The organism is Loktanella sp. D2R18 (assembly GCF_003318235.1).
Lineage (GTDB): Bacteria > Pseudomonadota > Alphaproteobacteria > Rhodobacterales > Rhodobacteraceae > Yoonia.
Window position 1 is genome coordinate 15,826 of record NZ_QOCG01000008.1, and the last position, 18,010, is coordinate 33,835.

Here is an 18,010-nt window from a genome sequence, read left to right on the forward strand (position 1 = left end):
GCGTGTTGAATTGAAATGAAAACCAATTGCAAAGTGGGTACAGGCCGCTTTGAACAAACCGGATACGTGATGACTGATTTCACCCCTTGGCCAGAAAAATTTACACAGCTTTATCGAAAAAAGGGATATTGGATAGACGAGCCGTTAACACACGGTTTGCGTGCGCAAGTATCACTGCACCCCGATGCCTGCGCTATCCAATGTGGCGCGCGCACGATCAGCTATGCGGATTTGGATCAGATGTCATCGGGGCTGGCGGTGCGGCTTTTGGCGCACGGTCTGGTGCCCGGTGAACGAGCCGTCGTGCAATTGCCCAACTGTGCAGAATTTTACATCACCTTCTTTGCGTTGCTCAAAGCTGGGATCATGCCTGTAAATGCGTTGTTTAATCATCGGGCGTTGGAATTGCGCGCGTATGTCGAACAACTGCAACCTACGTTGTTGATCGGATCGCACGCACATCCGTTATTCAAAGATGATGTATTCGCGACGGAATTGCGCGAAATTTCGAAAGCGTTGAAGCTGTGCCTCTATTTGGATGACCCAAATCCGCAGACGGACTTGCATCAATGGATGCAGGCGGATGGTGCATCTACGATTACATTCCCAGACGTCAAACCAAATGACGTCGCGTTTTATCAACTCTCGGGGGGCAGTACAGGCACACCAAAGCTGATCCCGCGCACGCACAACGACTATGACTACTCTGTCCGCGCGAGTGCCGAAATATGTGCATTAACCCCGCAAACACGGTTTTTATGTGCGTTACCTGCTCCGCATAACTACGTGCTAAGTTCGCCAGGTGCGCTGGGCGTATTTTTCGCGGGGGGAACAGTTGTGATGGCAGACAACCCCGAACCCAACTTGTGTTTCAATATTATGAAGCAACATCATGTGACGATGGCCGCTTTAGTGCCTTCGGCCGTCGGTTTGTGGTTAGAGGCCGTACGCGACGGGCTGCACCCACCCGAGAGCCTGGAATTGCTACAAGTTGGGGGCGCAAGTTTCGCTGAAGCGCTCGCGCGACAGGTGCCCGAGGCGTTAGGATGCCAATTGCAACAGGTCTTTGGCATGGCTGAGGGCTTGGTAAATTACACACGGCTTGACGATTCGGACGGCCGTATTTTTACGACCCAAGGACGGCCTATCTGTGATGACGATGAAATCCGTGTGCGTGATGCCGACGGGCATGACTGCGCCGATGGCGAAACGGGGCAGCTTTGGGTGCGTGGGCCATATACGTTTCGTGGTTACTTCCGTAGCCCCTTGCATAACGAAACCGCGTTTGACTCTGAAGGTTTTTATCATAGCGGTGACCTCGTGCTGCGAGATGCAGATGGATATATACGCGTCGTGGGCCGCGTGAAGGATCAAATCAATCGTGGTGGTGAAAAGATCGCCGCAGAAGAGGTCGAAGGGCTGCTACTGCGTCATCCAGAGGTGCTTGAGGCGGCGCTTGTCGCGCAACCAGATGCGCGGCTTGGCGAACGCGGTTGCGCGGTTCTGGTCACGCGAAATCCCGTGCGCGCCGTCGCATTACGCCGCCATCTGATTGACCAAGGCGTCGCCGAATATAAGCTGCCGGATCGAATTGTCTTTGTCGACAACATGCCTTTAACGGCGGTCGGCAAGATCAATAAACGCGCTTTGCGCGACACAATTTTAGCAATACAGTAACTAAGGAAACGGACATGACAACAACGACAACACTTGCGACGACAGATTTCGATTGGTTGGAAACCCACGTATCTACGCTGATCGAGGATGAAGGTCCGATCGACCCGGCCGAGAGCTTGATTTATTACGGGTTGGATTCCTTGCGCGTCATGAAATTAGCCGGAGAGCTCAAAGAACGCGGCATTACCGTGAGCTTTGAAGAATTGGCAAAAGACCCGACGTTACATGCTTGGTCTGCGTTGATTGATGCACGAAAGAATAGCTAACGCGCCGCGCGCGTTGACGGATTGGCAGGTCGCGCTTGATCATCTGCGCGGCGCGTTACCCACGTGCCGCGTCGAAATGCGATTCGCCGATTTGGCACCGACCCCGCAAACCGTGAGCGGACGGAACAGACGCGCGGCCCAGTTTGCAACCGGACGTTTTGCGGCGGCTGCGGCTGGTGCACGTCTTACTGGCTTGCCTTGCTGTGTAGGTCGCGGGCTTGACGGTGCGCCACACTGGCCGAGCGGTTTATGCGGGTCCATTAGCCACTGTAATGATAGGTCTGTTGCTATGGTTGGGCACAGGGCCAACTGGTGCGGTCTTGGTGTTGATATCGAACAACGCCTGAGCAGCAAAATTGCACAAGAAATCGCCCCAGTCGCTTTGACATCTTACGAGCAGGCCAACTTTGGGAATGATCCGCTGTGGGTGACATTGATATTTTCGGCCAAAGAAAGCCTATTCAAAGCGCTGAGTCCTTTGATCAATCGACGTTTTGATTTTGACGCTGCAGAACTTTGTTTGAATTCGCACCTTATACCGCATCTGCGGCTGACATGTGACCTCGCGCCAGATTGGCGTGCGGGTCATATGATAAAACCGTTGTTCGTTCCATGCGTAGCGGGGGTGCTAACGGCGGTCGCTTTGCCCGTTTAACCGCGTAGGGTTGCGCCGCCGTCGATGTACAAATCAGCCATGGTAATATGGCCAGCCTGATCCGAAAGCAGAAATAGTGCAGCTTGGGCAATATCTTCGGGGGTTGCCAATTTGCCCAACGGAATACCGGTCCGGTAGCTGGCCAAATCGCCCGCAATAACACGCGCTGGCCCTTGTTCATCATGCCACATCCCAGTTTGCATCGGCGTAAGCGTTGACCCGGGCGCAATCACATTGCAGCGGACGCCGTGCTGGGCCAGTTCCAACCCAAGACATCGTGTGAGCATGGTAAGCGCGGCCTTTGACGCGCAATAAGCGCCCATGTTTAGACGTGGAATGGTCGCGGCATTCGAACTTATCACCACAAGGGCCGCATTGGGTTGTGTGATCAACCGTTTACCCAAACATTGCATCACATGAAAACTACCATTGAGGTTAATATCTTGGACGTGTTGCCATGCTTCAACAGAGGTATCCAAAAGCGGCGTTGTCGAAACAACCCCAGCCGCATGTACCCCAAGGCTGAGCGGTCCAGCGATTGTTTCGGCCTCTTCAACCATCGTAGCGACGGCTACTGCATCACGTAAATCGCAGGCCAGCCACGCCACGGCATCCGGCATGTCCTCCGAAGGCATAGCGTCCAGCGTGGCTTCTGTGTCAGTGGCAACAACTTTCGCTCCGGCAGCATGCAGTAACGCCGCAGCTTTAAGGCCGATTCCGCCCGCCGCGCCCGTCACTAAAACGCTTCGTTCTTCAAATCCGTTTAACTGCATTTTGTAACCTCGGGCATTTCAGTCAAAGCATCTGATGTTGAAATCACGCCGCCACAACAGCTCGCGACCCAATTCATTGCCATTGTGTGACGCGTTGCATCAAAATCTGCCTGCGCATCAGCCACGGCAAAGGGTTCGATATCACGTTGGAATGCTTCGGCTGCTGTCGCGAGGCACCCAATATGCGCGTAGACACCTGTAATCAGCAATTGATCACGCCCACGCGCACGCATGAGTGTTTCGAGGTTTGATCGTTGAAACGCGCTGTAGCGATGTTTGACGAGCACGATATCACCTTCGGCAGGCGAAAGTTCGGGCACGATCTGTTGGTGCTCTGGTTGCTGTGACATCCCTGGCCCCCAAAGATCCGCTTGCAACCCGCGATCCGCCCGCAACTGGTTCCCTTCTTGGGCAGTATAAAAAACTGGAATGTTGCAGGCGCGCGCGGCATCGGTCAGTGCCGTGATATTGCGGATGATGTCGGGCAGCGGTGCCGCATCTTGGGTGAACGGCGCGCAAAAGTACCGCTGCATGTCGTGGATCAACAGCGCCGCGCGGTCAGGGGCGAATGCCCATGGTGCGCGGGCGGCTGGTAATGTGTCTTGCGTGGGCAGGGGATAGGACGGAATTCCGGGAATAGCCATTGGGTCGTTTATCCTTGAAGTTGGTTAAGTTCGTGAAGTGCAGCATCACTTGGCAGCCCTAATGCTGCGAGAAGCGCACCAAATTTCGCAGCCGTTTCAACGGCTTCCGCACGCGGTTCTGAGCCCAATACGATACCTGCACCTGCATAAAGCCGGGCTTGCGCACCGCAAAGCTCTGCACAACGGATCGCTAAATACCACGCGCCGTCGCCGCGTCGATCACACCAGCCGACAGCACCGGCATAAAAATCGCGCGGTATAGGTTCTAATTCGCGGATTAGGTTGGCCGCACGCATGCACGGCATGCCACATACAGCAGGTGTTGGATGTAACTTCGAGGTAAGAACGATAGCGGGGGTATCTGGATCCTTTAAGACACCCTTAATCATCGTGCCAAGATGCCACATCGAGCGCGTGGCGGTCAGGGTCGTTCCGTCAGGCGCGCCTAATTCGACGCAATATGGGGCCAGCGTGTCGAGGATGTATTCCACAACAAACCCGTGTTCATGCTGATCTTTCGCAGAACTTTTCAAAGTTTTGGCAGCGGCAGCATCGGCATCCTTATTGTCTTGGCGGCGTGCAGAACCTGCCAAAGGATGTGATGAAATTGCTGACCCGTTTTTACGAATCAACAGTTCTGGCGTGGCCCCAACAAGGTGGCGTGGTTTCAGGTCATCAGCTTTGGGAGGCAAAGCGACTTGAAACGCAGTTACAGATAGATCCTCAGACAGTTTGGCGAGAACATTAGCTATTAAGATGTCTTGCGTCTGCTCAAGCATTAGGGTGCGGGCCAAAACAACTTTTCTCAATCCTTGCGGCAGAGCTTTTTCAGCCTGCATAATATCAAGCGCGTGCGATACGCTTTGCATATATGTTTGCGCGGATGGTTGTGAACGTGGACTGCTAACGGATTTTGCTAACGCATTTGATCTTGATTGATCGGCGGGCCAAGACCCACCCGCACCATCAACCTGCCAAAGATAATCAAGTTCCGACTTGTGGAAAGGCAGCGCGCCACCAAGCAAAGCACCGTCATTTGCACCGTTAAAAAATGTTTCCGTCCTGTCGCCGAGCGTTGTATCATCGCCTCTGGCAATCGGTTTTGGGGTACCTGCCGCACAAATCATGCCTTCATTGTTACGGAATGCAAAAGGTTGATCGAGAATGGTGGGTGTTCCATTCGTTGGGTGAGCATGTGGGAATGGCAAAGTCATTTAGCGGCCTCAGTATCGCGCGCAAGTTTAGAATGGCTGCTGAATTGCGCGCCCTGTTCACGGAAATGCCGGCCACGTTTGGCGTAGTCGGCTGCGAATTTATCTATGGGTTTGCGAGTTCATCAGCAGCACATCATAGATGCGCAATCAGAACGTGCCCTTGCTGGGCGCTGCTGCCTGAATAAGATATGTCAGAGAGATTGGCAGCCTTCAAGACTTAATTTAGTATAATAGTCAGGTATTTGCTTTCGCTATTTGGAAAAGTAGTACGATGCAAAATAATCACGTTCCGACTATTTTAGTATGTTATTGTTCTCGCGTGGACTAAACGAGTCTAACCCGTAGGATATAATCCTCCGCGCAAAAGCGGCAGGACGGCTTTCAAATCACCGCCAGCCATTCGATGCCAGCTAAAGAAACCTAAGGGATAACGAATGGAACAACGGCGAACCGCGCGATTGCTCGGCGGTGTAAGTATTGTAGCGATTTGCGCAATCTTACCTTTCTCAGTGCTGGCACAAGACAGTCTAGATGACCCCCAATTATTAGGGACCATATTCATCACAGGAGACACAATGATACGTAGCCAGCAGCGCACGGCTGCCTCGGTTACGGCGGTGGATGCCGACGAATTAGACGCCCTAAAAGGTGCTGACGCCGTTAGCGACGTGATTGGCGATATGGCCAATGTGACCTTACCTGCAGAAGGTGGGCAGGGCGGTACACCAACCGTTCGTGGTCAAAATGGTGAAGGACCCAACTCTGGTGCAACGGCATTTTTTGGAGGTACCGCACCGCGTCTCGCCGTGAACGTTGACGGTCACTACCTTAGCTACAACGAACTCGCCTTTTCGACGACATCGTTGTGGGACGTTGAACGGGTTGAACTTTTTCGCGGGCCACAGACTGTCAGCCAGGGTGCGAACAGTATCGCAGGTGCCTTGATCATCGACACGACTGATCCGTCTTTCACATCAGAAGGCGCAGTCAAGCTGGAAGCAGGAACTGGCGGTCGGCTTAGTGCGTCGTTAATGGCATCTGGCCAAGTGGCGACCGACGTCGCGGCGCGGTTCACGCTCGACCATACACAGCGCGATAACTTTATCGACTACACAGACTCCGCGTTTTCACTGGGGGATACGGATCAAGACCTCAGTTCAACAACTGGGCGGTTTAAACTGTTGTGGGAACCCTCCCAGATGCAGCAGCTGAGCACGCAACTGACTTACGCCCATTCAGACAGCAACCGCCCAACCTGGGAAGCTGCGACTGGGGACTATTCTGATTATGAAAGCACGGTCACATCAAACCCAAGCTGGGCACAAGAAACAGATACAGCAATTCATGATTTAAGCTACGCATTCGATAACGGGCTCACACTGACCAATCAGCTGCAGTATTCATCAATGCTGACCACCCGCACGACGTCACCAGAAAGTTCGGGGAGTGCAGAGATTGACCAACAAAACCTTTCAAACGAAACACGTCTTGTGTTCGGTGATGAAATTGACACCATAAGCGGTGTTTTGGGACTGTTCGTTTCGCATACCGACAGTGATGAAACGTTAAACCTGCGCGGTGAATCCGTATTTGATGACGAAAAAGACAGTATTGGCGTGTTCGCTGGCGTTGATTACCGCTTGACGGAAAAATGGTATCTGGGCGCGTCATTACGGTATCAAAGCGACCGCGTACAGCGCGTCGGGTCTAGCCCGTTTGCAGCAAATGACTTGGATTATGACGAAACCTTTGATGCATGGCTGCCTAAGTTGACGCTTGCCTATGACGTGAATGACGTCACCACAATTGGCGCTATGGTATCCAAGGGTTATAACCCCGGCGGTGTTGTATTAGGGCTGTCATCACAAGAATGGATCGAATTTGATGAGGAAACGTCTATCGATTACGAGCTATTCGCGCGTACAAGGGTCTTTGATGATCGGCTCGGGCTGACTGCCAACCTATTCTATACGCAGTTTAAAGACATGCAACGCTATGTCACCTCAGAAGCCGTCGATGGGTATTTTGAAGCTGTTACCGTCAATGCCGAAGAAGCCCACGCTTACGGGCTCGAGCTCGGCTTTGACTTTGAACCATCTGACGTGCTGACGGTAAAAGGCAGCTTGGGTCTTCTGAAAACAGAAACCGATGAATTCACAAGCGCCGACAGTGATTATAGCGGCAATAGCTTCGGAAGCGCGCCAAGCAGCACCTTTGGCTTGAGCGCCGATTGGCAGTTGCGCCCCGATGTTACGTTGAGCGGGAGCATACGTTACAGTGGTTCATACTACTCAGATGACGAAAACACCGATGCGGCCAAAATTGACGCTTACACCGTCGCTAACGCGCGGGCCACTTATACCCCACGCGATAACGTAGAACTGTATGCTTATGTAAACAACGTCTTTGGCGAAGATGCGGTGACAAGCATGCGTTACAGTCGGACCATCGCAGATTATGAGGCGACGATTGTTCAGCCACGCGAAATTGGGTTGGGCGTGCACGTAACCTTTTAATCACACAAGCCAATCCTCCGCGCCTGATAATGCTTTTCTAAGTGCGGGGGAATGAACGTGCAAATCAAACCTAAAGACTGCAACAGAGCAGTACGTGTGGAGATAACCTGTGTACTTAACCAAAGCGGGCTTGCCGCAATATTGGGCCAGGGCGACGCTTGTTATTCGTTATGTGCGGTTAGGGGGCTTAGACAGTCTTCGAAACGTTCGCCTTGTTCGAAATGGGCAAGAGGTATTTGTGGCCCACCATAGATAAAAAGTGGGGGCGAAGCCCCACGTTCGTAACGATTTGTTTTATTAACGTCCTTGGAATTGAATTGAAAACGATGTTTGCGCGCCTACAGGCGGGGCGGGGAATGGTGCCGCGCGCCGGACATGGTTCACTGCAATCCTATCAAGATCTACATCACCAGAGCTTTGACCAATTGCAACAGATGATAATTGGCCTGAGGTCCCGACACGAAAATTGACCACTGCAGTGCCCCGAGATCGCGTCCTTTCACGACGGGTGCGACTGATTTGACGCATGACAGCGTTACCATAATTCGCAGCCGCTTCGCGTGCAGCGGCGATTGCGGCCTCGTCGACCTGCTGGCCTTGGCCGCTTTGTGTCGCTTGGCCTGTGTTTTGGGTCGCGGCCGCTTGCCCTTGCCGGGCGTTTTGATTGGCGTTGCCTTGCTGGGAGACTGGCACTTGTTCGGGGGATGGTCGCGGCGGTGGGGTTTGGCCAAGATTAGTTGGTCGTTGCACTGGACGTAATGTGCTTATCGTCGCCTCAGAAACTTGTACGTCAGGAAGCGCCTCCATCACCTCTGGCTGCACCGTTTCTATTTGTACGGATTGAATCGTGGCAGCCTGCGTTGGGGTAACTGGTGCGATCGTCGCAATGTTCGGGGTAGTTGCGGTCGCAAGAATCTCGGCAGGCTTTTCACTAAGCTCATTGGCCTGCAACTGCACACCGGTCTCGACTGTTTCCACCTCGGTTGGTGTTAATGTGGTGACCGGCGGTGGTTGCACTGTTTCAGGCGATGACCGTTGCGCCATGTCGGCAAAACTGTTGCCTTGACTGACTAGGGCAGGTGGCGGGCTTGCGGCGGGCAAGGTGTTGTCAGGCACCGCCATAGCCGACAAAAATGCAGCATGAATAAGAACCGAAGTCCCCAGAAAAACAGCGACTGGTGTACGGATGTTCATCGTCTACAATCCTCGTTCCGTAACCAACCAGACGGACGTGGCCCCCGCCGCGCGTAATTCTGCGACGCGGGCCATCAATATTTTGGCGGGTACCGCACGATCCGCGACAAGCCGTAGGTCCAATCCATTTGGGCCGTGCTCAGATGCAGTCACGGCCTGTTCCGGTGTCGTTTCTGATCCACGCAAAAACAATGTACCATCTGCGCGTAAAACAGTTGTATCGGGCGGCGCGCGCCCTTCAAGATCATCGGTTGCAATCAACTTGATTTCACCGTCCAGTGTTGGTGCTAATGCACCCGCGATCATGAAAAATATCAACATCAAAAAGACGATATTGATCAATGCAATCGTTGGCTCTGATTGGGCGCGACGGGAAGATTTCATAAGGGCCATATGTTATTCCAACACCACAACCGACAGGTCGGGGCGCGCTGCAAGAACCACCAACAGATCGACCAGTCGTTGTGACGTAACCGCGTCACGCGGCGCAACTAAAAGCTGCTGACCCTCTGACAGGGCGAGGGTATCAATCTGCGCGATCAACGTGTCCAAAGTATAATCTTGACCGTTTAATTTCAGGCTTTGCTCATCCAGCCGTAAAAAGAGGGGTGGCGTATCGGAGGCTGTTGCCCTCTGTCCGGCACTGGCCCCAACGAGCGGAATTTCAGAAAACCGTGTGAAGGTAGAACTGAGCATAAAAAACAGTAGCAACAGAAAGATCACATCAATGAGCGAAGTCATCGACACATGTTTGCGCCGCAAGGTGGACGTACGAAGCGTCATATCATTCAGCCCGCACGTGCGGCGAACTTGGATTCAATTGCACTTTCGGCGAGCACGCGTTCGCGGGCCACGCGGCTATCAAAAAACGTGAGAACCAGCGATGTCGGCATCGCAACAGCGAGCCCGGCCGCAGTGGTTAACAATGCGACCCAGATGCCGCCTGCCAGCAATGACGGGTCAACCGAGTTACCCGCCTGTTGTAAGGCTTGAAATGCGTCGATCATTCCTAATACAGTTCCAAACAACCCTAACAATGGGGCGATTTGTGCGATGCTGTCCAGCACACGGAAGCCACCTTCTAAACGTGCGACATGCGCATTGGCCTTGGCCTCAATCCGCGTTTTCGGGCCGTTGACTTGACGGCTTTGCAACGCATCCGACAGGGTATTGCGGCTTTGCGCAAGCGATGCTTCGGCGACGTCTTGCTCGCCTGCGTCCCATGCGATGATTGCTTTTGCGATTTGCGCATTACGTCCGACACCCAGCTGATGAAATTGCCAAATTTTCCACAGTATCACGCCCAACGATAGCACTGACAACGCCAGCATCAATAGAACAACAGGACCGCCCAGATCGTAGATGGCGTGCAGTTGGGACATAATCATTTTGAATAGGTTCATCCCAAAACCTCCACGTCAATCCGAGACTCATAGCTCAACGCATTGGCGCAGTCCGCGGGGGCAATGCCTACCCCTGAACATTCGGCCACATCATTAATCAAAACCTGCCCTAGGGCGTCGCATGATAACGATGGAACGTTGAATTGCCGCACGCGCGGTATGCCGGTTGGTAAGTCACGCATGTCAAATAAGGTCAAACGATCGACGGCCCCGTCTTTCGTCAAAAGTACTGTCTCAAAGACAAGTGACGTGACATTAACGTCCAAGCTATTGGTCAGCATGAACGTCAACTGACATGCCCCGTCGAGCTGAAGCATGCCATTCATTTCAACGCGAATTGAAGGGGCCGCATCAACGCCCCCCTCTTGCGCTAGGACTGGTGCTGACATCGCCACGAAGGAAGCGGCTGCCAGCATCAAACCTATACTTGGAAGGTTTTTTTTCATGTTGGAAATTAAACGTTCGAACAAGACAGGCCATGTATGATCGGTCTTCTCCTACGTCCCCTGCGAGTAAGTTATAATAAATATCGAGCACATTTTTGATGAGAAGGCAGCTCAGTCTTAGTTATCGACGTTTTGCGCCATTGTTGACTGCACGATAGCTTCATCAGCGATGAAAATGTGTTGTTAGCCCTTAATTGATCCATATGACATTGATGGTTACGTGATCGTATAATTAATCCGATAAAAACAATCAAGTACTTATGATGTGGCAATTAGGCATATGTATTAGGGCTCATGACGATAAATAGCGTTGTTACATAAAATCGGTTGGATGACAGATTCTTTCTCCCTTTCGGAACTCAAAACTCAAAACTCAAAACTCAAAACTCAAAACTCAAAACTCAAAACTCAAAACTCAACACCATGATTAGTGAATCGCCCCGAGTTTACCGGAGACCTATAGCTTCATTTCATGCGACCATATCGAGCACGTCACGCTGTGCATAGAAGTTCTCTTCGGCTTCGGCTGGCGGGATGTTCCCGATGGGGCCAAGCAGGCGCCGGTTGTTGAACCAATCGACCCAACCGAAAGTGGCCATTTCCAGATCCTGCATATTGCGCCAAGGTCCCTGGCAATGAACGAGTTCGGTTTTGTAGAGACCGTTAATCGTCTCGGCGAGAGCGTTGTCATACGAGTCCCCGACACTGCCGACGGATGGTTCGATGCCAGCTTCGGCCAGACGCTCGGTGTATCGAATGGACAAATATTGCCCTCCGCGGTCCGAGTGATGGATCAAGCTGCCCTTATGAATGGGGCGTCGATCATGAAGGGCCTGCTCCAACGCGTCGAGAACAAAGTCTGTCTTGGCAGACCGAGATGGGATGGTTGTGGCAGTCGTTGAAGGCGGCGCGCTCTACTTCGTGCGCACCGACCACATCGGACGGCCGATCTTCGCAACAGACACGCTCGGAGCAAAAGTTTGGGAGGCCTCCTACCTCCCCTTCGGCGGCGTGCAGACATCCACCGGAAGTAACTCAGAACTCCGCTTTCCGGGGCAATGGTTCCAATCTGAAACTGGGCTGCACCAGAACTGGATGCGGGATTAACCGATGATCATTGATCTGACCCTTCCAAAACCGTTCAATAACTGGTTGGGTTTTGACTCGTCGCCCCTCAAGGGGTCGTTTGCGGGACGGGGCGAAATGACACTCTAAGCCTCGTTTGGGTTAGCAGCCATTCGTGCACGTCGCGGCTAAGGTCCGGTTTGAGCCCAGACTACCTCATGCTGCATCTTTGATGAATGTCTGCTAATGAGATGTTGTTCTCAGCTGGCTCGGATTGACGCCCATCACTGCGCGAAACGCCCTCGAGAAGGCGCTACTGGACCCGTACCCACAATCGTGGGCGATCTGATCGATGGTTTGACCGGGCTTTTCGAGCGATCGGCGCGCTTTGAACATGCGCCAGTTCAAAGCGTAGTCCCCCGGCGTCTGGCCCATGTGGCTCTTAAAAATTGCGGCAAAGGATGATCGAGACATTCCTGCGATCGATGCCAAATCAGCAAGGTTGTATTTCCACCCATCAGGCTCGTGAATGGCTGAAAGTGCGGATACGATCCGCGCGTCGCGTATCCCAGAATAGAAACCGATCTGGCTGCCCTCCAGCACGAAATGCGCGCGCAGTATTGAGGCAAACAAGGCTTGGGAAAGATATTGCGTGACCGTGCGGCTGCCTATTTCCTTTGTGAGGGTTTCATTCACGATCAAGGAGATGAGCGAGGACAATAGTGTACCCAGCTCCATTTCGCTTGTTTTAAGCAAAATCCGCGGTGGGAGGTCCTTCACGAGCGGATGTTGATGGGCCAAATCATATTGGAAATGGCCACAAATCATCCGGGTCGTTGGGGCTCCGTCAAGGAACGGTTCATCGCCGGCTTGAAGGCCCGCGATGACGTCCTGACCGGATGTGGCCGGGCTATCAGGGTTGTCACATATCGCGTGCGATGCGCCCTTGGGAAACAAAACTAGATCGCCTGCAGTAAGGTTTTCGACATGACCATCATGCTCAATCACTGCAGTGCCGCGGACGATGTAATGGAATTGTGCGAACCCAGTATCGGACACCGACATTTTCCAATTTCCGCAGAAGTTTTTCTGAAAATAGATAGAGCTTCTAAACCCTATCAGTTCAAGGACATCACTGAGCGGATCCATTTTGCGCACCTTTTTTCCTGTTCCCTTCGGCGGCATCAAGCTGCCGCCGAAGAGTGCTTTAATCCGTTTATGACACTGAAACAGGTGTGTACAAGAATGCACCAGCCTCAGTGCGGGACATGCGGCCAACGCCTGGGAACGGGAAATGATACCCAGCAACCAGAAGGTTTTCGTCAGCAGCCAAGCCAAACAGACGTTCACGTGTCTCATGTGCCGCAGCAGGATCTTGTTCAATACCCAAAGCCCATGTCGGCTCGTTCGTGCCTACGATGTAATGTACAGAGGTATCGATCAAATGCAGCAGCTTTTCGCCATTGCTTTCCAGCATTACGGCCATGTGGCCGTACGTGTGACCAGGCGCCGCGATAGCTGTGATCCCCGGCACGATTTCGTCGCCGTCCTCAACGATCTGGATCATGTCTTTGATCGGGTTCAGTTTGTCGTTGCCATAGCTGAGCATCAGGTTGGCAAAACTAGCCTCGGCGCTTGGTGCGGATGTCCAATAATCCAACTCGGCCTGTGGCATAAAGTGTGCTGCATTCGGAAAGCATGCCACGCCATTTTTTGAGACCCCGCCGATGTGGTCATAGTGGCCGTGGGTCAAGAAAACGTGGGTGATGTCATCCGGCGACACACCAACGGCGGCAAGCCCTGCGAAAAGGCGTCCGTTATCAGCTGTCGCATCTGGCAAGGTAATGTCGCCCATACCAGTATCGATAAGCACTTTGGCGTCGCCAGTTTCGACCAAAAAGACGGCCCCTTGCACATTTGCAAGCTCGGTTCCCAAGCCATACTTGACAAATAATGCGTCTACGCTGCCTTCCGGAGCATTCGCGCCAAAGATGGCAGTCGGGACAGTAAACAACATATCATCGATGACAGTAATTTTCATATCACCGACAGAAAACTGTGCAAGGGCGCGCAAGGGTAGGTCAGAACCCGCTGCTTGTGCTTTGGTGGTAGAACTGATGATGGCAGGTGCGGCAACGGCCAAGGCGCCACCCATAAGAGCTGCGCGGCGGTTGATTGTAAGATAGGACATATATGTCTCCGTGTTGATTGGTGTGAGGCACATATGAGGTGAAATTATTGTACTTTGAATAACCAAAAGTCTAGGAAACCATACTTATCGTCCAAGATTATATTAAGACTTCCATCATTTCAACTTTCAGCTGAACGTTCAGCCTAGAGTTAACCGAAACATCATATCGGCAGCCACGTGCCATCCAAAGCTTTCTGACTACAGACCTCGGCGCAACTGCAGCGAAAGTACGGTTCGTCCGCGTCAGGTGAGTTCGCACAGAGGGCAATGAACGTCTGTTTACCAACGTCTGTCCCAATGAAACAGTTGTTTGAATGATACGGTTTCTGCCCCAAACAAATCAATGGCTTGGCAGGCCGAAACTCAACAAGGTTCAATTGGGACGGGTTGACATGTTGCTTACAGTGTCATTTCGCCCCCTCCTGCAAACGACCCCAATATAGCAGGCGGCCATCGGTGGTTATGCACATGTATTGCCGACGGATGTATATGCGATTTCATATAGATGGATTAAGTTATCAATGAGAAGAGGAGCAATTCATGCACGTCACCCCTGACCGCGTCGCCCGCCACATAAACGTTAATCCTGCTATATATGTTGGTCACCCATTGTCACTTCGGACAGTTTCAAGCGCGATACAACTTAAGATTTCCAAGGCCTTGTTGGAAGTTCGTGAGCCTTTGCAGGCTTTTGGCTCTGACATTCTTGCGTACTATAGCTCACCGATTGGAACTTTAGGTACCGCCCAAATGGCAAGTAGTGACCGACTGATCCAGCGGATCAATGCGACCACTGCAAGATTTGCACCTCTTTACGATTGCCACCCCAGAAATCAGCTAAGTTCTTGGGTCCAACGAGCGAGTACCAAGGGTGTAATTCCTTTGATGCCTCAGCACGCCCAAATGTCTGTTCGTCTTGCGATTCTTGACATGCCAGGCGCCCGGTTGATCATGATGTCGATGCTGATGGCGTCGAATAAATATTCAAAAAGGTTAATCGAGCTTATGGCCTTCGAACAGCCCTACACTGTGTTTCAGGTCTCACCACGCGCCTACAGCGTTTTCGGATGGGTTTTGCCGGCATTGGAAAAGGCGAATGTCGATTTGGATCGCTTTTTCAAGGACATGCTTGAGCTTGAGCATACGCACGAATTGGGGTAAGGCAGATTATCATCCGAAGCATTAGGCCGCCTCCACACTTAATGTCGCTCTTGAAAGGCACTGCACCGTGCGAGCCCGAACAACGCGAAGTGCCCCGATGCAGGCCTTGATCCGCTGGGAATGCAGCGTCCCATTGAGGTCATCTATCAGTCACTGCTGCCTGGCATTAGCACGATCACACTGCGTCTAGAGTCCAGTCCTTTTAAGACTTGGAACACCGCCCATTTGGACCATAAACGGAACAGCGGCCATTGGTGCAAAGCGCAGCTAATGGCGGGTCAGAGCCCACTTCGACGGATGCTGCGCGCCGCCCCAACGTCTGCTCTTCAGCGTGTTGCCAAAAATGTGACAAAACCAATGCCATTTCGCCGGGGGTTTGTATTACAAGGTCTTCCAACGTTTTTGGCGTGTAAGTTTTAGCAAGGCGTTTATGTCCGGTATGCGCAGTTCTCGGTAGCTAGCGCCCATGCAATCTAACTTGGATCAAGGGTAGTGAAACCACGGCCTATTGGGATCACTTTGGGCAGGTCTGGACCGTCTGCAGCGGTGAGACGCGCGGGGTCGGGCAGGGCGATCGCTACTCCCAGGCGGAATGCGACGCGATGCTCGCCGATGGGATCTTGGATTTTGAACGCCAGCTGGATGCCTGCCTGACCGATGAAGACAGCATTCCGGTGAATGCCAAGATCGCCTTTGTGTCCTGGACCTACAACGTGGGCGCAGGGGCCGCGTGCGGATCCACACTGGTGCGCAAGGCAAACGCAGGGGATCTCGTTGGGGCCTGCCGTGAGCTGCCACGCTGGAACCGCGCCGGCGGGCAAGTCATTCGCGGGCTATCCAATCGCCGTGGGGCTGAGCGCGTGATGTGTCTTGATGCGCTAGAGGCGTCGTGATGCTGGGATATTTGACGGGCGGTCTCGCGGCTGTGTCGCTGGCGTCCTGCGTTTATGCAGGCGTTCTGCGTGGCGACCGGGATGCTTTGCAACGTGACCTCGCTGCCCTTCACCTCCAGCTCTCCGCATGCGGCGGGCGGCTGCAAACTGTTCTTGATGACAAAGGGTCTGACCATGCCGTTGACCAAATGCCTGATACTGATCTTGTCGATGTCCCTGATCACTGGCTGCGCCCCTAAACCGATCATGGTGCCAGACGGTGCTGCAGACTTCAGCGACATCGAAGAGCCGCGCCGGTTCACGCAAGCGGAACTGGACTGGCGGGCAGCCAACGCGCCCTGGAACCTGAGGCGGGATTTTAAGACGAATATCGGTTGGGATCGGGAATGTGTGGGGGCGGATGTTTGACAGGCGGGCAGGGCTTGTTCGATTTTATTGGGCGGGAAGCAGCCCTTCGCTGCAGGTGCAAATTTCCATCGCCGGACAGTAAAATCGGACTTAACGCGTGCTGCAGTATAGGTCATTCAGGGCTCATAAATTGAAGAAACGACAAGTGAAGTCGATGGTACAACGCTTTAGGGCATCAACCGGTTGCATAGAGCTGGACGGAGCTTTGCGCCACTTAAATGAAAGACCACATAGCATCCGCTTATAGTAATATGAGAGATTAGAGGATTTCGGACGCAAACCAGAAATTCCTGACCATATAGACAGTTTAATCCTGCGCAAAAGATTACACCTTAAAGGTTATGTGTACGAATTCAGGCACAGCTAAAAGGGCTGCGGTGAATACGATGATATCGTGTCTTTTATAAGAAAATGCGCAATTGTGTTTCCGTTGCAACGATTATCATTTAGCGGCCTATCCTTTTGTCTAAATCTTACAGAAAATACGACAAAAATACAGATTCACCTTTTGACGCCAAAACAACTTGTGGCATAGGAATCTTCAATTTGAAGATGGCTTGCCGTTATCGCGTGAATCTGAGGTTCTGCCACAGCATTACGTGCGACCGAAAATACGTTCTGACTTTGTCATTGCGTTTGCAAGTTATGAACTAAACAGCTGGTTGCCAAGTAGGAGTATGGTATGATCAAAAATATATTTTGGACCGGGGATCGCCTTGGGAAATTAGTTCTAGGGCTTGCGGTCGTCACCGCAGGAGCGACAACACCGCAGTACGCGCAGGCGCAGACTGTCTCGGATGCGGCACCCTCTAATCCATCTGCAAACTGCACGTGGAATTGGAATTACTGGCGCGGCTCTCAGAGTGACAATACCAGTACGGGCACGAGTTTGGCCCGTTTTGACCCCGCATTCAGGGATGATGGTGCATCAGGTGAGGTTGATAACACTGCCAACGTTTTTCAAGATTCAGCTGCGTTTCAGATACCCGGCGGTGCGGCATACACTTGGTATGAATTACTGGCGTCGGGCGGGGCGAGTGCCACCTCGACGGACAACGCGTTTGGCGACAGCGCAACAGGCGATTTCGACGGACCAGCGAACGACAACATTCTAATAAATGGAAGCCTGTGGGAACGGATGTATGGCATCGGGCGCTACCAGATGAACCCGGGGACGTCACCAACGATCACTTTTGGTGATAGTGGTGTCTTTGATGGGCATGCCTTTGCTTTTTTCGGGAGCGATGGAACGATGCTGGCACGTCTACCTGCGGCGTCGTCAGGTTATTATGCCAACGTAAGCAATGCGACTCTGGCTGCCAATATTGGCACTAATGACTCAAATTCAACTATTGTAAGCGGTGCTTGGACAGCGTCAGTGACGGTTCCGAATGTGCCTGCCGATGGTATTGTTTATCTGCACTACGCTTGGGCAGATGAAAGTGCGAATGCGGGTGTCGCAACCAACGACGCCTGTCAGGTTCCTGAACTGAGCACGACGCAG

At 52.6% G+C, this 18,010-nt stretch carries 20 protein-coding genes and 1 pseudogene; 10 read left to right on the forward strand and 11 right to left on the reverse strand.

Annotation, left to right across the window (positions count from 1 at the left end; translation table 11 throughout):
• The first annotated feature begins 69 nt into the window (after positions 1 to 69).
• From DS901_RS04950 to DS901_RS04960, 3 genes are read left to right on the forward strand one after another with little or no spacing between them, the layout of a single operon-like run.
• The gene (locus tag DS901_RS04950) at positions 70 to 1,677 is read left to right on the forward strand and encodes a (2,3-dihydroxybenzoyl)adenylate synthase (RefSeq protein ID WP_113775852.1); all 1,608 of its coding nucleotides are present in this window, start codon (positions 70 to 72) and stop codon (positions 1,675 to 1,677) included.
• Positions 1,678 to 1,691: 14 nt separating this feature from the next.
• Entirely contained in the window at positions 1,692 to 1,943 is a 252-nt protein-coding gene (locus DS901_RS04955; RefSeq protein ID WP_113775837.1) for a phosphopantetheine-binding protein, read from the forward strand.
• Entirely contained in the window at positions 1,924 to 2,598 is a 675-nt protein-coding gene (locus tag DS901_RS04960; protein WP_113775838.1) for a 4'-phosphopantetheinyl transferase family protein, read from the forward strand. The genes DS901_RS04955 and DS901_RS04960 overlap by 20 nt, the downstream gene beginning before the upstream one ends.
• Here the strand turns inward: DS901_RS04960 and DS901_RS04965 are convergent.
• From DS901_RS04965 to DS901_RS04975, 3 genes are read right to left on the reverse strand one after another with little or no spacing between them, the layout of a single operon-like run.
• Positions 2,595 to 3,371, reverse strand: a complete 777-nt coding sequence (locus DS901_RS04965; RefSeq protein ID WP_113775839.1) for an SDR family oxidoreductase — start codon at positions 3,369 to 3,371, stop codon at positions 2,595 to 2,597. The two genes, DS901_RS04960 and DS901_RS04965, sit on opposite strands and share 4 nt — an antisense overlap.
• Positions 3,362 to 4,015, reverse strand: coding sequence for an isochorismatase family protein (locus tag DS901_RS04970; protein ID WP_113775840.1), 654 nt, complete (start codon positions 4,013 to 4,015; stop codon positions 3,362 to 3,364). Before DS901_RS04970 ends, DS901_RS04965 begins: the two co-directional genes overlap by 10 nt.
• 8 nt (positions 4,016 to 4,023) lie before the next feature.
• Complete coding sequence (locus DS901_RS04975; RefSeq protein WP_258546653.1) at positions 4,024 to 5,229, reverse strand: isochorismate synthase; 1,206 nt, start codon at positions 5,227 to 5,229, stop codon at positions 4,024 to 4,026.
• Positions 5,230 to 5,804: 575 nt separating this feature from the next.
• Here DS901_RS04975 and DS901_RS04980 point away from each other — a divergent pair.
• Positions 5,805 to 7,745, forward strand: a complete 1,941-nt coding sequence (locus DS901_RS04980; protein ID WP_258546654.1) for a TonB-dependent receptor — start codon at positions 5,805 to 5,807, stop codon at positions 7,743 to 7,745.
• Between the two features lie 297 nt (positions 7,746 to 8,042).
• Here DS901_RS04980 and DS901_RS04985 read toward each other — a convergent pair whose 3' ends face one another.
• The 6 genes and pseudogenes from DS901_RS04985 to DS901_RS05010 all read right to left on the reverse strand — a co-directional run.
• Positions 8,043 to 8,939: a cell envelope integrity protein TolA gene (locus DS901_RS04985; protein ID WP_113775842.1), complete on the reverse strand. Its 897-nt coding sequence runs from the start codon at positions 8,937 to 8,939 to the stop codon at positions 8,043 to 8,045.
• 3 nt (positions 8,940 to 8,942) lie between these two features.
• The gene (locus tag DS901_RS04990; protein WP_113775843.1) at positions 8,943 to 9,332 is read right to left on the reverse strand and encodes an ExbD/TolR family protein; all 390 of its coding nucleotides are present in this window, start codon (positions 9,330 to 9,332) and stop codon (positions 8,943 to 8,945) included.
• Positions 9,333 to 9,335: 3 nt separating this feature from the next.
• On the reverse strand, positions 9,336 to 9,722 hold the full coding sequence (locus tag DS901_RS04995; RefSeq protein ID WP_258546655.1) for a biopolymer transporter ExbD: 387 nt from the start codon (positions 9,720 to 9,722) through the stop codon (positions 9,336 to 9,338).
• A gap of 5 nt (positions 9,723 to 9,727) precedes the next feature.
• Positions 9,728 to 10,342, reverse strand: coding sequence for a MotA/TolQ/ExbB proton channel family protein (locus DS901_RS05000; protein ID WP_113775844.1), 615 nt, complete (start codon positions 10,340 to 10,342; stop codon positions 9,728 to 9,730).
• Entirely contained in the window at positions 10,339 to 10,758 is a 420-nt protein-coding gene (locus DS901_RS05005; RefSeq protein WP_181820767.1) for a hypothetical protein, read from the reverse strand. The genes DS901_RS05000 and DS901_RS05005 overlap by 4 nt, the downstream gene beginning before the upstream one ends.
• A 500-nt stretch (positions 10,759 to 11,258) precedes the next feature.
• Positions 11,259 to 11,666 (reverse strand): annotated as a pseudogene (locus DS901_RS05010) (integrase core domain-containing protein); the annotation flags it as partial.
• On the opposite strand from DS901_RS05010, the gene DS901_RS05015 reads away from it, so the two are divergent.
• Complete coding sequence (locus tag DS901_RS05015) at positions 11,653 to 11,895, forward strand: hypothetical protein (RefSeq protein WP_147249855.1); 243 nt, start codon at positions 11,653 to 11,655, stop codon at positions 11,893 to 11,895. The pseudogene DS901_RS05010 and the gene DS901_RS05015 sit on opposite strands and share 14 nt — an antisense overlap.
• 201 nt (positions 11,896 to 12,096) lie before the next feature.
• On the opposite strand, the gene DS901_RS05020 is transcribed toward DS901_RS05015, so the two are convergent.
• Both DS901_RS05020 and DS901_RS05025 read right to left on the reverse strand, forming a co-directional pair.
• A complete protein-coding gene (locus DS901_RS05020; RefSeq protein WP_181820768.1) occupies positions 12,097 to 13,161 on the reverse strand; it encodes an AraC family transcriptional regulator in 1,065 nt (354 codons plus the stop codon).
• Entirely contained in the window at positions 13,070 to 14,044 is a 975-nt protein-coding gene (locus tag DS901_RS05025) for an MBL fold metallo-hydrolase (protein ID WP_181820769.1), read from the reverse strand. Before DS901_RS05025 ends, DS901_RS05020 begins: the two co-directional genes overlap by 92 nt.
• A gap of 540 nt (positions 14,045 to 14,584) precedes the next feature.
• On the opposite strand from DS901_RS05025, the gene DS901_RS18540 reads away from it, so the two are divergent.
• From DS901_RS18540 to DS901_RS05045, 5 genes are all read left to right on the forward strand, one after another.
• Positions 14,585 to 15,205, forward strand: coding sequence for a hypothetical protein (locus DS901_RS18540; RefSeq protein WP_147249856.1), 621 nt, complete (start codon positions 14,585 to 14,587; stop codon positions 15,203 to 15,205).
• Between the two features lie 482 nt (positions 15,206 to 15,687).
• Positions 15,688 to 16,098, forward strand: coding sequence for a lysozyme (locus tag DS901_RS05035; protein ID WP_113775850.1), 411 nt, complete (start codon positions 15,688 to 15,690; stop codon positions 16,096 to 16,098).
• Positions 16,098 to 16,337: a hypothetical protein gene (locus DS901_RS05040; RefSeq protein ID WP_113775851.1), complete on the forward strand. Its 240-nt coding sequence runs from the start codon at positions 16,098 to 16,100 to the stop codon at positions 16,335 to 16,337. The genes DS901_RS05035 and DS901_RS05040 overlap by 1 nt, the downstream gene beginning before the upstream one ends.
• Positions 16,255 to 16,506: a hypothetical protein gene (locus DS901_RS18545; protein ID WP_220150216.1), complete on the forward strand. Its 252-nt coding sequence runs from the start codon at positions 16,255 to 16,257 to the stop codon at positions 16,504 to 16,506. The genes DS901_RS05040 and DS901_RS18545 overlap by 83 nt, the downstream gene beginning before the upstream one ends.
• A gap of 682 nt (positions 16,507 to 17,188) precedes the next feature.
• The coding region (locus tag DS901_RS05045) for a hypothetical protein (RefSeq protein ID WP_147249858.1) at positions 17,189 to 18,010 on the forward strand (822 nt) is incomplete at its 3' end.